General features: G+C 43.3%; 10 protein-coding genes and 1 pseudogene. 2 read left to right on the top strand and 9 right to left on the bottom strand.

Annotated elements, in window-relative coordinates; translation table 11 throughout:
• Positions 1-35: 35 nt before the first annotated feature.
• The 4 genes from JMW94_RS02885 to JMW94_RS02870 form a co-directional block, all read right to left on the bottom strand.
• Positions 36-1,520, bottom strand: coding sequence for a CoA-acylating methylmalonate-semialdehyde dehydrogenase (locus JMW94_RS02885; protein WP_087815889.1), 1,485 nt, complete (start codon positions 1,518-1,520; stop codon positions 36-38).
• A 360-nt stretch (positions 1,521-1,880) separates the two neighbouring features.
• Complete coding sequence (locus JMW94_RS02880; RefSeq protein ID WP_201600905.1) at positions 1,881-3,935, bottom strand: propionate--CoA ligase; 2,055 nt, start codon at positions 3,933-3,935, stop codon at positions 1,881-1,883.
• A gap of 231 nt (positions 3,936-4,166) precedes the next feature.
• The gene (locus JMW94_RS02875; RefSeq protein ID WP_201600890.1) at positions 4,167-5,837 is read right to left on the bottom strand and encodes a fatty acid--CoA ligase; all 1,671 of its coding nucleotides are present in this window, start codon (positions 5,835-5,837) and stop codon (positions 4,167-4,169) included.
• A gap of 297 nt (positions 5,838-6,134) precedes the next feature.
• Positions 6,135-7,334 carry an MFS transporter gene (locus tag JMW94_RS02870; protein WP_201600887.1) on the bottom strand — a complete coding sequence of 400 codons (1,200 nt, stop codon included), beginning with the start codon at positions 7,332-7,334 and terminating at the stop codon, positions 6,135-6,137.
• Positions 7,335-7,746: 412 nt separating this feature from the next.
• Between JMW94_RS02870 and JMW94_RS02865 the strand changes: the two genes are divergently transcribed.
• Entirely contained in the window at positions 7,747-8,736 is a 990-nt protein-coding gene (locus JMW94_RS02865; RefSeq protein WP_201600884.1) for a dienelactone hydrolase family protein, read from the top strand.
• Positions 8,737-8,857: 121 nt separating this feature from the next.
• Here the strand turns inward: JMW94_RS02865 and JMW94_RS02860 are convergent, their stop codons facing one another.
• A complete protein-coding gene (locus JMW94_RS02860; RefSeq protein WP_227685392.1) occupies positions 8,858-9,649 on the bottom strand; it encodes an ankyrin repeat domain-containing protein in 792 nt (263 codons plus the stop codon).
• A gap of 301 nt (positions 9,650-9,950) precedes the next feature.
• Between JMW94_RS02860 and JMW94_RS02855 the strand changes: the two genes are divergently transcribed.
• Positions 9,951-10,697 carry a hypothetical protein gene (locus tag JMW94_RS02855; RefSeq protein ID WP_109590054.1) on the top strand — a complete coding sequence of 249 codons (747 nt, stop codon included), beginning with the start codon at positions 9,951-9,953 and terminating at the stop codon, positions 10,695-10,697.
• A gap of 94 nt (positions 10,698-10,791) precedes the next feature.
• Here JMW94_RS02855 and JMW94_RS02850 read toward each other — a convergent pair whose 3' ends face one another.
• The 4 genes and pseudogenes from JMW94_RS02850 to JMW94_RS02835 form a co-directional block, all read right to left on the bottom strand.
• Entirely contained in the window at positions 10,792-11,301 is a 510-nt protein-coding gene (locus tag JMW94_RS02850; RefSeq protein WP_087815879.1) for an Rrf2 family transcriptional regulator, read from the bottom strand.
• 268 nt (positions 11,302-11,569) lie between these two features.
• Positions 11,570-12,811 (bottom strand): NnrS family protein, encoded by a 1,242-nt coding sequence (locus JMW94_RS02845; RefSeq protein ID WP_201600881.1) that lies wholly within the window; start codon positions 12,809-12,811, stop codon positions 11,570-11,572.
• A gap of 199 nt (positions 12,812-13,010) precedes the next feature.
• Positions 13,011-14,414 carry a DASH family cryptochrome gene (locus JMW94_RS02840; RefSeq protein WP_201600878.1) on the bottom strand — a complete coding sequence of 468 codons (1,404 nt, stop codon included), beginning with the start codon at positions 14,412-14,414 and terminating at the stop codon, positions 13,011-13,013.
• A 70-nt stretch (positions 14,415-14,484) separates the two neighbouring features.
• Positions 14,485-15,428, bottom strand: a pseudogene (locus tag JMW94_RS02835) (RNA-guided endonuclease InsQ/TnpB family protein); the annotation flags it as partial.

The following is a 15,428-nucleotide window of genomic DNA, read 5'->3' as shown; positions in this document are numbered from 1 at the left end:
ATTAAAGCGTCAATGCAAATATAGGTGATTCAGCGTTAAATTGAAATAGTGGTATTAACCCCGCGGCTCGCCTCATCATCAAACCAGCGCGCCGTGACGGTCTTAGTTTGAGTATAGAACTGTACCGCTTGCTTACCATAAGGACCGAGATCACCAAGTTTACTGGCACGCGAGCCTGAGAATGAGAACATTGGTAATGGTACAGGAATCGGCAAGTTAATACCGATTTGGCCCACTTGGATATCTTGTTGGAACTTATGCGCAGCTGCACCTGACTGAGTAAAGATAGCCGTACCATTACCATGTGGATTGGCGTTGAGTAATTCAATCGCTTCATCTAAGCTGGCAGCACGCATGATGCACAGTACAGGTCCAAAGATTTCTTCTTTGTAAATTTGCATATCCGCAGTGACGTTATCAAAGATAGTAGGTCCTACAAAGTTGCCTTTCTCATACCCTTCAACCGTAATACCGCGACCATCAAGAATCAAGCTTGCCCCTTCTTCTACTCCAGTACCAATCAAATGCTCAACACGCGCTTTTGCCGCGGGAGAAATTAGCGGACCTAAGTCTTTATCATGCTTACCAGCTGAGACGATTAAACCTTCTGCTTTGGCCTTGATATCATCAATCCATGCACCCGCAGCGCCTACTAGTACCACAACTGACAATGCCATACAACGTTGACCAGCAGCACCAAAGGCAGCACCTGCTAGCTGATTAAGCGTTTGCTCTTTATTGGCATCTGGCAAGATAACGCCATGGTTTTTTGCACCCATCATACACTGTGCGCGTTTGCCTGATTGACTGGCACGCTCATAAACGTGTTTGCCGACGTTGGTCGAACCCACAAAAGAAACTGCTTTGATATCGGGATGATCACAAATGGCATCGACAGTGGCTTTGCCGCCATGTACGACGTTTAGCACGCCTTCAGGTACGCCCGCTTCTATTGCCAGTTCAACCAAACGCATGGTCACCATTGGGTCTTGTTCAGATGGTTTTAGGATAAAAGTGTTGCCCGTGGCAATCGCCATTGGGAACATCCATAAAGGAATCATCGCCGGAAAGTTAAATGGCGTGATACCCGCACAGACGCCTAATGGCTGCCAAATACTGTAAGTATCAACGCCTGAAGCGACGTTTTCAACGAAGTCGCCTATTTGTAAATTGGCAATACCAGCAGCATGCTCAACCACTTCTAAACCACGGAACACATCGCCACGCGCATCAGCAATGGTTTTGCCCTGCTCTGCCGTCAGTATTTCTGCCAGCTCGTCCATATGGTCGCGTATCAATGCTTGATACTTTAAAAAGATACGGGCACGTGTAGTAATGGGCGTTTTGCGCCACGTTTGAAACGCTGCTTGAGCAGCAGCGACCGCTTGATTTATTTCATCGTCAGTAGTTTGCGGAACTTTAGCGATGACTTCTTGCGTGGCAGGATCGGTGATATCAATCCATTCACTGGTATTAGAATCAACAAATTGACCATTGATGAGCTGCTTGACGTGGTGCATAAGATATCCTTATCTTGTTTGCGAGACTACCCTTTAGCGGTGTCTTAATATTCAAAAAGAGAGAAAAAATGATGAGCTTTTATCGATCAAACGTAATTTATAAAATGATTTATTTCGTATCGTTATTGACTATACCAATAAACCATTTTTAGGGTCAAGCGCTTTGTCAAAATTTTATCTGAGTTTATGTTAACGAAAAAAACTTTATGTAAGGTATATTTTCAGTTTGAGCGAAAGCGACTAAGTAGTGATAAAAATGAAGAGACGCCTTAAATTGAAAACAAAAAAGCCCATGATTGTGCATGAGCTTTTTTTCAATATTAACGTTAGATGGCTTTTTTCAATTAATACGCCATCGTATTAGTAGTCTTTCATAGACTGCTTAATCGCCTCAATCGCTGTTGGATTATCAAGCGTTGACATATCTCCTGTTTCGTTGCCTTCTGCTAGAGCACGAATGGCTCGACGTAAGATTTTGCCAGAGCGCGTTTTTGGTAGTGCTTGCGGGAAATAAATTGCCGCTGGTCTTGCGATACCACCAAGGGATTTGACCACAGCACCGATGACCTGCTGCTCAATACGGAAACGGTTTTCGGTCGTCGCCACTTGTTCATGATCTCTCAGCACACAAAAGGCTATCGGCAACTCTCCTTTCAATTCATCATGAATACCCACAACCGCACATTCTGCCATTTCTGGATGCGTGCTAATCGCCTCTTCAATTTCTTGCGTGCCAATACGATGACCGGCGACGTTAATCACATCGTCAGTGCGCCCTAAGATATAAAAATAACCCTCCTCATCAGTCACGGCATAGTCTGAGGTTGAGTATTGCTTGCCATCAAACAGACCAAAATAGCTACTGACAAAGCGTTCGTCATTTCGCCATACCGTGGTCAGACAACCGGGCGGCAATGGTGCACGAATCGCAAGCAGTCCTTTTTCGCCAGCTTTACAAGGTTCGCCAGTTTCTTCATTAATGACATGCGCATCATAACCATACATGGGATAACCGGGTGAACCTTGCTTGTGTGGCTTATGATTAAATTTGGGCGTGTTACTTAGAATGGGCCAGCCAGACTCTGTTTGCCAATAATGGTCTAAAATTGGCACACCTAAATGCTTAGTCAGCCAGTTGGCTGTCGATTCATCCAGTGGTTCACCTGCCAAAAAGAACGATTTGACACTTGAGACATCGTAGCGTGTCATCCATGTCTCATCTTGCTTTTTGAGCATACGTACGCCGGTCGGCGCGGTGAACAAAATATTGACCTTGTTGGCTTCCACAATTCGCCACCAGATACCAGGGTTTGGTCGATGTGGTAAGCCTTCATACATCACACTCGTCATGCCAGCCAGCAATGGTGCATAAATGGTGTAAGAATGCCCGACCGCCCAGCCGATATCTGATATCGCCCAAAATGTCTCGCCCGCCTTGCCATCGTAGATATAGTCCATCGACGTCGTTAGCGCAACCGCGTGACCACCGGTATCACGTTGCACGCCTTTTGGCGTACCCGTAGTGCCTGAGGTATAAAGTAAATATGATGGCGTATTTGACTCAAGCCAAACTGGCTCGACAATCGCATTGGCTTCACAGCTGATACGGCGATGGGTTGCATAATCAACATCAATATTTTTTGGCTCAAATGGTAAAATGCCACGATTGATGACCAATACATGTTCGGGCTTGACCGTTGCTTGCTCTACCCCTTGATTGACAAGATTTTTATAATTAATAACTTTACCACCGCGCAAACCTGCATCCACCGTGATGACCATTTTTGCTTCGGCATCATCCATACGAATGGCTAAGTTATAGGCAGCAAATCCACCAAATACCACAGAATGTACCGCACCGATACGAGCGCAAGCCAACATGGCATAAGCGGCTTCTAGAATCATCGGCATGTAAATGACGACGCGATCGCCCTTGCCAATACCATGACGCTGTAGCACATCGGCAAAATAATTGACTTCTTTATATAGGTCATTATAGGTCAGACGACGTTTGGTATAGTCCGTGTAAAGCTCAACGTTATTACCCAAGTCTTTAAATGCATCGACGACTGCAGGAAAGGTTTCGATTAGCTCTTGGTTAATCTCAGAGGATAACCAGATAAAAGCGTCCTGCTCTGCGCGCTCTGCAAGATGGCGATCCACACAGTTATAGCAAAGATTGGTCTCGCCACCGACATACCACTGCGCAAATGGCAGATTGCTGTCATCAAGGATTTGTTCAGGCTCTTTATGCCAATAGACACGCTTTGCTTGCTCTGCCCAAAACTGCTCTTTATTTTCAATAGAAGACTGATAAATCTCAGCAAAGGTTTGAGTGGTATTAGATAACGCTTGAGAAGTCTGAGCTTGCTCTGACGATTGGTTGGTCACTGAAGTGGCGGTTTGCTCGCTCATAATAGCTGTCCTTAGCATAAATGATGGGTAATACGATGTAATATTGTCATAGTAAAGATTGGCTATCCCTGCCAGCTATCTCTAATAGAACAAAAACCGATACACTACGTATCAATTTAGTAGGTATCGGTTTAAAATGTAGCAGAGCTAACAATAAAGGTCAACTATTAAGCCAGTTATCTGCTCAATAGTTAAGCCAGTTATCTGCTCAATAGTTAAGCCACTTTAAGCCTATACCTCAGTTTGATCAGCATACATCTCACGCATCACTTTTTTGTCATGTTTACCAACAGAAGTCTTTGGTAGCTCATTGACGAACTTAAACTGACTTGGCACACCATATTTCGGGATAATACCCCGCTCTACAGCTTTCTCAGCAATGGCTTTGATATCATCAACGCTCGTGTCTTGAGCATTAGGTTTTAACACAATCAAGGCCAATGGACGCTCGCCCCACTGTTTGTCACGTACCCCAATCACAGATACGTCAGCGACCGCTGGATGTAACGACAAAATCGTCTCAATCTCTAATGACGATATCCACTCGCCGCCTGACTTAATGACATCTTTTAAGCGATCAGTAATTCTAATATAACCATCAGAACGTATATAAGCAATGTCTTGGGTGTGCATATAGCCGTTTTCCCACAGCTCTTTGCCCGCATCGTCATTTTTTAGATAGCTTTGCGTTAGCCAAGGTGCGCGTAATACCAGCTCGCCAGTATTGTCTTGACCGGTACCAACCGACTCATTATTGCTACTCCATATTTGAGCATCCACCATCAATACTGGCTTACCAGTCATACAACGGCGAGTGATATCTTCATCTTCACTCATTTCAGGCTCGTCGAGACTAAATTCTGTCAAGCTAATAAGGGGCGCTGTCTCTGACATACCATAACCAGTATATACTTCGATGCCTTGTGCCATGGCGGTTTTTGCCAGACCTTCAGTCAATCTTGAACCACCGATGATCATTTTTAAGCCATTAAAGCTAGCACCGCGATCTTGCGCTTCTTTGAGCACCATTTGCAAAATCGTTGGGACACAATGGGTAATACTGACTTTTTCATTAATAATCAAATCCATTAACACATCTGGTGCATAGCGTCCTGGATACACTTGCTTCAGACCAGCCATGGTCGCGGTAAATGGAAAGCCCCATGCATGAACGTGGAACATCGGCGTCATCGGCATATAGACATCACCGTAACTGACGCCTTGCTTGTCGGGCAGCATACCTAGTGTCGCCGCTTCGGTGAGGGTATGCAATACTAACTGGCGGTGGCTAAAAAATACGCCTTTTGGATCGCCCGTCGTGCCTGAGGTATAAAACGTCGTGGCAATGGTGTTTTCATCAAAATCTGGGAAGTCAAACTCACTATCGGCAGCTTGTAATAACGCTTCATACTCACCCACTACTCGGTTTTGATTACCACCAAAGACTCCTTCAGATGTCACGCCATCATCATCTAGCCAAATAATGTGCTCAATACTAGAGTTTTCAAACTGATAGCTTTTGACCAATGGCGCAAACTCAGAGTTGAGCAGCAGCACTTTCGGCTTAGCATGATTGATGGTATAAAGAATTTTTTCTGGCGATAGGTGGATATTAACGGTTTGCAAAATATACTCTGACATCGGTACCGCAAAATACGACTCCAGATAACGATGGCTGTCCCAATCCATCACCGCCACTATATCACCTGCATCTAGATTTAAACCTGCTAAGACATTGGCCAAGCGATTGATACGATTGAATAAATCTTTATAGGTAAGGCGTTTTTTGTCAGCATAAACGATTTCTTGCTCTAGCGACACCGTTTTGGCACGGTTCAATAGCTGCTTAACTAATAAGGGATAATCGTAAGCAGAAGGGGCGCTGTGGTAAATATTTGACATAGATGTGACGTCCTTGTTGGTCATGCGGATAAGTTATTATGCGGGTGAATCATAAATAATTGATGGCACGCAGCCCTAGTTATTTTAGCTTTTATTTATAAAAAATTGCGGTTTAACCAGTGGCTATTTAAAAATTGGCTGTTTAAAAATTGATAGTGGCTAACAGTATTAATAGAATTATTAGGGTGTATTGAACAGGCTATATCGATAGTAAGAAAAAATAGATGCTATGTAAAGCAACCTTACGTAAACATCCTAAGAGGCAATAGCTTGATGAAAATTGCTCAAAAACAGCCATCAAGCCACACGTGATTTTGTTTTAATCATGCCAAAACTGGCAACCAGTAATGCCAAAATCTGTACAAATAAGAGCAGCCATACTGTGAGCGACCACTGCCCGCGCGCATAAGCCATACCGCATAACCACGCACCCATCGTACCGCCAGCATAATACCCCATGTAATATAAACCAGACGCCAATGAGCGCCCTTTTTTAACATTGACGGCGATATAACTGATGGTAGCAGCTTGGGTGATAAAGACACCTGAGGACATAATAGCAAGACCAATAATAATGCCCCATAACGGCGTCACTAGTGTTAACAGCACCCCAATCATAGAAACGAAAACAGCCACACGTACTGTGCGCGCTGAACCAAAGCGACGTAGCAAGGTCGTCGACAATGGCGTAATAACAACGCCTATCAAATAAACGGCAAAAATATTGGCAAGCGCACCCGTACTCAACTCATATGGCGTCTTAGCAAGATGTAGATTGATAAAGGTAAAACAACCCACGAGTGAGAATAAAACACACGCCCCTAACAGACAAGCCGTCACCACATAACGATTGGTTAAATGCTCACCGAGCGTCTGCATCGCGGAACGAAAATTCGGATTGGCCACAAACTGCTGTGACGATGGTAGCATCTTGCCGACCCACAGCGCACCGATAAGGGTCATCGCTGCCATCACATAATAGCCTGCACGCCAGCCGATAATCTCGTGCAAATGTCCAAGCAAAAATCGCCCCATAAAGCCGCCAAGTACCGAGCCTGAGACATAGAACGACATAAGTTCTGTGACAGCGCGTCCCTCAAACTCTTCACCGATATAAGCAATCGTCACCACGGTAATGCCCGGTACAGACAACCCTTGCATAAACCGCCACATGCCCATCCAACCAATACTCGGACTTTGGGCAATTAAAGCAGTTGGTATTGCTAAAAATAATAATGCGCCAACGATAAAGGATTTACGCCCCACAGCGTCAGACAGCATGCCCAAGAATGGCGACATAATAGCAATCGCCATCACCGTTGCACCGACGATCATGCCAGCTTGCACCTCAGTTGCGGATAGATCCACCATCAATACGGGCAAAATGGCCTGAATAGAATACACTTGCAAAAAGGCAAACATCCCAATCAAGCCAATGGTGAGTTTTAAGACCCACGATGTCGCATTATTGATTGGTGTAGATATAGGTTCTGGCATATTATTCTGGGGTTTACTGATGGTATTTTTCACAGGGATACAGGCTATGTTGGACGCGGATGATCTGGCGTGAGTAATAGAAATAGGACGATAATAGCTGAAATAATGACAAAAATAATAATGTAAATAATGGCTGATGCTAGGGATAGGCGTCATGTATGATTTTAGCACACCAAATACCAGACTCTGGTTTCGGTGTGTTATCGGTATTGCTTTATTTATGCTTAGGGTCTGTTGAACACTAAAAACTGCTGATTTATATACTGCGTAGGTGACGTATATTTTTGACAGCAAGCAGATTACTGTCTACTATTATTTTGATCTATTATATATAAATGCGATTCACAAAAACTTATATCCTCAAAATATAACCTGCGACAAAATCCAACTCACCTATAACAGATTCTCTATCATGCCCAAACACCCTTTTTATTCGCAATGGATTGTCGCTATAGGTGCACTGGTTTTTTCTATAAATGCGTCGGCAGTTACGTTAGACGAAGTAGCCGCAACTAACAAGCTCACAATTAAAGAGCAATCGACCAAAATAGTATCAACCTCGATAGCGTCAGCGGTTGCAATAACATCGCCTGTATCAACACCAGCCGTGCCGTCAAACTGTATCGCCGACAGTATTATTACAGCGGCTAATCTGTCAGATACGCGTGATAAAGAGCCTTTTTCGGTGGCTAAGAAAGCTGTTCCTCGTCAGTTAGCCAACGGCTTTGGCGGCGGAACTATTTATTATCCAACCAACGCGGGCGGCTGTGGTCTGTTAGGCGGAATCGCAGTGATACCCGGTTATGTGTCCTACGAATCTTCTATTAAATGGTGGGGGCCGCGTTTGGCATCTTGGGGATTTGTGGTTATTACCATCGATACCAACTCCATTTATGATGACCCAGAGAGCCGTGCGGCGCAGTTAAGTGCCGCGCTTGATCATATGCTTCGTGACAATACGGTAGGCGCTCAGATAGATAGTACGCGCTTGGGCGCTATTGGCTGGTCAATGGGCGGCGGCGGCGCACTCCAGCTAGCGACAAAACGTCAGACCGTTCGAGCGATTATTCCGCAAACGCCCTATCATGATAAAGACTATGGCGAAATGAACACGCCTGCTTTATTCATTACTTGCCAAAATGATCGTATTGCCTCAAATAAAAAATACAGCAGCCATTTTTATGATAAGGCTACAGGTGCAAAAATGAAGATTGAGATAAAGAATGGTAGCCATTTTTGTCCAAGTTATCGTTTTAATGAGATATTACTGAGCAAACCAGGTATTGCTTGGATGCATCGCTATATTAATGGCGATACCCGCTTCGATCAGTTTTTATGTAGTAACGACAACTATGGCAACAATCCTCGTATATCCGCTTACGACTATAAAAACTGCTCATAAACGAGGTGCTCATGAGAAAAGCACTTATAAACGATCCGCTGGTCACTCTCTGACTTGGGAGCGCTTAGCATAAAAAAAGGCTACCGAAATGGCAGCCTTTTTTGTAAAGTCATTAACGCTATTATTCACAGCTCGCTTTGCCAGTGCGATGATTCACAGCACCATTGGCGGCTAATAGCTTTTGCATATCAACCAAATCTCGCGAACACGCATATGAATAAGCACCTTGATCATACGAGCCCATTTTTTTGTCTTTGGTCGTTGCTACTAGACTTGGATTAGCGCCTTGCGCCAATAAATATTTGACAGTTTCAAGGCGATTATTACTAGCTGCAACCATAATCAAGGTTTCACCATCACTTTCTACCGTCTGATCATTTAAGTCCACAGGCGCTTTTTCATTCAATAACGTATGTACTTTTTTGACAATATTGGTATTTTTCCCCAGTACAGCAGATTTCATGACGTTATAAACATCACCGTCATCTTTAGCATAGATATCAGCACCTTTGCTGACTAAGTAATCGACCACATCTTCATAGCCGATAAAAGCAGCCCAGCCTAACGCCGTTTGGTTAAGGCTACCTGTATCTTTAACTTCTAAGTCTTGACCATTGTTAACCATGTATTTGACCGTGGCTAGATCACCATGTTTTACGGCCTCAAACCAAGTAGCATCTGCACCTGTGGAGGGTTTGTCATAAAACACACGCCAAGAAAGTTTGTTTTGATTGGCAAGATCAAAATTCTCAGTAGTGCTGAAACGAAAACCCACTTGTGGGACTGGTGCGGTTTGAGCAGCTTGGATAGTGTCAATTTTAGTGACGCTGTTATCATTGTTTAGGCTTGAGCAACCTGCTAATAACATCGTTGCCATAACCGCTGATGCGCTCATTTTTCCAAAAAATCTCATGACTCAACCTTCAAATACAAATTAAATAGTGAGAGATATTATACAGATTCATTAAATAATAATCTATAAATTATAAGCTATGAATGACAATGACCCTCGAGTAATATAGGCTTATATCCGACTTTAACGTTATACACTGAACCTAACAATCAACATCTTTTTTATAACAGACTTTAGGTACATGACTCACCATAATAAGATATCAATTATAATAAGTTGTCATCTACTGATAAGAAATATTCATTATTAAAATTGCTGAGACATTAAAAAACTCGAATAAAAACACTAAGGAATAATTTCAATGACCGATAAAATTCATGATTTAGGGGCAGGATTTTGGAATATACGCGGATCTTTTCGCATTGGCGGTGTTCTAAACATTGGCACTCAGTGCTCACTTATACAGTTAAACTCAGGAAAGTTTATATTTTTGGATAGTTATTCATTGACTGGTGACGTACGCGATGAGGTGATGGCATTAACCAATAATGGTCAAGATGTCGAAGCAGTACTGAACGTCCACCCATTCCATACGGTGCACTGTGCACAAATGGCAAAAGACTTCCCGCAGGCGACCTTTTATGGCAGTCGCCGCCACCATAAAAAAGTACCTGAAGTACAATGGGCAGATGACTTGGTTGAAAGCGATGCGGTCGCCAAGCGTTACCCTGAGCTTAAGTTCTCAATGTCACAAGGCATCCACTATATCTCACCCAATGAGATGATTCATGCAGGCTCACTATTAGCCTATCATCCTGCCAGTCAAAGCTTGCACGTCGATGATACCTTTATGAGTCCACCGATGAAGTTATTAGAGGCGATATTACCTGAACTGATACTGCACCCAACGACCAAAAAAGCGCTAAAAAATGAGCCCGATGCAGGCAAGCAATACTGCGATTGGGCAAGCAATTTGGCACATGAATGGCGCGATGCGCGTAATTTCTGCGCCGCACATTCCTATTTAGTGACATTCAATGACGGTGAATTTGAAGTGGCGCTATTAAAAGCCATTGATAAAGCCCGTCCAAAATTAGAAAAAGCTTAATTGACCGTATAATCTCACATTAGAAGCATAACAAAGGGAGTGACCAAGATGGTCGCTCCCTTTTTTGCAATGACGCCATCAACATCAAAAGTTATTAACGAAACAATAAAGACGCTAGCTCATCTTCGTTATTGATGATATCTGCCAAGGTATAGCGCTCAAGGACGTTAATAAATGCCGTTAATGCTTCAAAGAATACACTTTTTAGTTGGCATGCTGGGCTAATGACACAGCCTCTAGCGTTATTTGTCGTTTCATCAATAAGCGTAATAGGCAAACCAGTCTGTCGACCATCACTACTCTTATCATTCGCGGGTGTCGCAAAACACTCGACCAAATCAAAGTCCGGCTCTATTTTTTTAATTAATACACCCAAATTGATGTCTTTTGGCGCACGAGCCAAACGTATACCACCATTTTTACCACGCACACTTTCTATATAACCAAGCTGACCCAACTGATGAATAATCTTGGTCAAATGACTTTTAGAAATGCCATAACTGTCGGCAATATCACTGATATTTGCAAGTAATGGCGGCTCTGGTCTCACTGCCAAGTAAATCAATGAGCGCAGCGCATAATCGCTATAATTGGTCAATCGCATTTATTTGCGCTCCTATTTTATATAAATCTTTCAAATATGTATCAGCTTAAATTTTAGCAATGTAACTCTATAAGTTTGAAAATGAGGGTCTTGAAAAGTCAGTGTCTCAAACAAACGGTATTTCAAACAAACAGTGTCTGGAAAACAAAGGTCTTAAAACCTTATAACATTTGCAAAATAATCTACTTAAAAATATCAACAATCAGTCGATAGACTTGGATAAATACCCTATTATTTTGGCGATAGCATTATAACGGCTCTACAGGCTCTAACCAAACAAACCATCAGGTCTAGGACGTGCCAGCATCGGCAAATAACTGATGCAAAATAGCACGAAGCAAGCAATCCACGCCCCTTGGGCAATCATGATCCATAATAGATAGTGACTCATATCGGCAAGCGGCAACAGCACGCGACTGACAAATGCCAATACCATCAGACCATACATAATATTCACCGTCTTGGGCGGCTGATGAATGCTGCGTCCCGTATGACCAAGCGATACCCGCGTCATCATCGCTACGGTCATCATACCAACGCCTGCAATGGCAAGCCCATGCATCGCAATACTATGAGTATAGCCCAACCATGGTTGCAGCGCATACAGCAGAAAACTCAAACACATGCCCAAAAATGCAACATATAATGACCAAAGCAATGGCTTTTGCCAGATACCGCGATGATACCAGCCTACCAAACGGACGATATTAACCACTGCTACGCCAAGCGCCGTAATAGTCAGCAGATACTGATTAGGATAAAACAAGTCACTGATAAAAAACGCTAAGAAAAACAATAAACTCGCAATATCCTGTACTTTACTATTGCGCAACTTGATGACTTCCGTCGTTCCCACACTCAGACCACGTTCAATAAAGAATGGCACCACGCGGCGACCAATGGTCAGCACCAAGCCGATAATTAAATAAAACCCTAGATAAATACCTATTTTAGTCATACTCATATCGGCATTGATAATACCCCAGTAGCAGATTCCATTGCCAACGGTCAATAATGCCAGTTTCGCTAAGATGCCCATTTGCTTATACTGCTTGACCTGTAATACCGCTCGACATATCACAAATGCCATCGAAGCGATAAACAATAAGTCAAATACTGCGGCGATATATAACAACGATATACTGCTACCCGCAACCGTCATACCAAGCCCAAAACCTGCCCAGCTCAAACGTGCCAGCAGCCAACAGCCAAATATAGCCAGCAGCTTATAACCATGCGGCATCATTACCCCTGTCCACGTCTTCACTGCCGTGAGGAGAAATCCTGCAATGACCGCCAAGGCATAACCATAGACCATCTCATGACCGTGCCAATACAATGGGTTCAGTGCTTGTGCGTCAATATCTGTATGACCAGTAAATACAAAAGACCATAGCAGCATCGTTATCACGGCAAATAGCGCGGCAGCACTAAAAAATATTCGAAAGCTCAAATTCAGAATAGGATGCGGAGAGCTGGGCGGCTTGCTGGGTAAGTTGATCGATTGCATGGCAGTCTTCTTAGAAGCATGTGAATAGAGTTTAACCTAAAGATTCATTTTAGATGAATGTTATGAGTTATACAATAGTGATAATTTTATAACTCATTATAACGGTTTGCTATTAGCATAAAAAATAACCGCTAATAAGACTATTAAGCGGTTTAGAACGTGCTATTTAGTATTGGTGCTCTAAAATCCATAAACTGCTTTAACTTACATGACCGCCTTGCCATTTATCAATGAACTCACCACTGGGATCGTATTGCTGGGTTTGCTTGCAAAGATTAAATTGCCGACATCCTCTTGGATCAGCGCCTACGCCCGCTAGATATTGCCAATTCCCCCAATTACTCGCGACATCATAATCGATAAGATGCTGCTCAAAATAGGTTGCACCGTAACGCCAGTCTAAACCCAGCTCATGAATAAAGCAGCTAGCAACGATTTGTCTGCCTCGATTGGACATATATCCTGTTTGCTTTAGCTGATTCATGCAGGCATTGACGATAGGATATGGCGTGGTGCCATTCTGCCATAGCTGCAAATGCTGATCGTCAAAATGAGTAGCTGGTAATTGATGACCAATGCCCTTAAACAAAAATAGATTGCTACCATGTTCAATCGCATACCAATAAAGATACTCGCGCCACAGCAGCTCAAACCATATCCAATACGTTGACTCATTGGCGATAATCTCACGCTCATAATGACGTAAGCGATTCAACAGTATTTTCACAGACAAGCAACCACTTGCCAGCCAAGGCGAGAATTTAGTGGAATGCGTCCAGTCATCCAGTGCATTACGTGTGGTTTTATAAGTGCGCGGCGCAGCAGAATCAAAATAGTGAGTTAAATGAATCATTGCATTTGTTTCACCACCTTTAAAACTAAGCGCTTGCTCATCAGATGGTTGTGTTTTAAAAAGGTATTTACTGTGACCTATCAACGCATCAGGCATTGGCGGTAGCGACTTTGGCGTAGGAGAAACAGCCACCTCGTCGTCAGCATTCAATAAATCATGGCTTGCTTCAACCTTTTTGCGAAACTGGGTAAAGCTTTTGGGCAGGTCTTGTGTCGGTAAATCAACAAATAGCGTATTGGTTGATTGCCTGTGCCATATTATCTGCGGATATTTGCTCTGCAAGGCAGCATAGCCTTTATTTTGATTATAATCTGCTGTTTGGCTGACACAGATATCGGTGACTTGTTGCTGCTCAATGAGCTGGCATAACTGAGTAAAGGCGTTTAAGGCAGACTCTACCTTATCTGGTGACAACTGACTCTTTGATAAATAGCTTGGTGACAGATACAGCAATCGATTACCAAGGCGCTGAAGCGATCGATCCAAATCAGCCAAGCTCTCAGACAAGAACTGCTGACGAGCAGCGCCCATCTCATTGAAGTGGTAAGCTTGACGGCTCTCTTTCGGTTCAATGCAATCAACCAAAAAATCAGCATAGATGAGCATCAAGTTGCCTTGATTACTTTTAGCCAATGTCGCCGCTTTGACCAATGTTTCATTGTCCTCTATGCGCAAATCGTTATGAAATAAGACCAATACCGCTTTTTTGACTGACTTATTTGATGCGTTGTCTGATTGGTGATTTGACATACTCTCGATTCCCAAGTAGTTAAACGCGCTCACTTGAAGCTGAGTCTAAACTTTGACTTCCTCCCCGCCCTCAAAGGAGGGGGATTCCTACTAAAGACGGCCAAGCCCGACCGCGAGAATGTTTTTTGCTCCATTAACGTCTCTGTTATGGGTCGTTTTACAAGAACGACAAAACCATACTCTTATACCAAGCGCTGATCTACCTTTCGGACTGTCTTGGCGAGAGCCGCAACACGAGCAGGTTTGGGTGGTGTACGCTTCATTCACTTCGATATAGTGGCAACCTGCGTTCGCGCATTTATAATCCAGTTGCCGCTTAATTTCAAACCAACCTGCGTCATAGACGGATTTGGCAAGTTTGCCCTTAGTGAATGATGTTGATTTGATTTTACCAACAACAATTAGGCTGTTGGCTTTGACAAGCTTTGATGTGAATTTATGAATGAGGTCTTGACGGGTATTTTTAATCTTGGCGTGAATGGCCTTGACCCGCTTTTTATTCTTAGCTCTTTGAGCAATGGACAGTTTTTCAGCGTATTGATGAGTGACTTTGGTTTGCAGTTTGTCGCCATCACTACTGACTGCTGAATCTTTGCAGCCTAAATCGATACCGACTTGACCAGTGCCACACGCTGTTTTTGGAAATTCTTTAACCGTCACACAGACGTACCAGTGACCGCGATTGTCCTGTACCAATTCGCAAGTATTGATGGTGTAGAGCGCTAAGTTATAGCTGTCCCATAGGTCAATAGTGAGTTTTTTACCTTTAGCTAAGCTGAATTGCAGGGTGCTTTTTAGACACTTTTTACCACTTTGGCGGGTGCTGATATGCTTAATAGCGGTCTTTTTAAACGGAATCCAACCAAGAGCACTACGTTTGGCTTTAGGATTATTGGTGCGCCAGTTGAGTTTGGCTTTTTTAAACTGTTTACGAGCCTTGGCATGGGTTTCGGTCACTGCTTGTAAGGTTTGGCTGTGTAGGTTTAGATATTCACCCGCACCTTTGGTGTAAGT

It is taken from the genome of Psychrobacter immobilis (genome assembly GCF_904846185.1).
In the GTDB taxonomy this organism is placed as follows: domain Bacteria; phylum Pseudomonadota; class Gammaproteobacteria; order Pseudomonadales; family Moraxellaceae; genus Psychrobacter; species Psychrobacter immobilis_B.
Note: the sequence above shows the minus strand (reverse complement) of the source record. Positions and strands in the feature narration are given on the sequence as shown.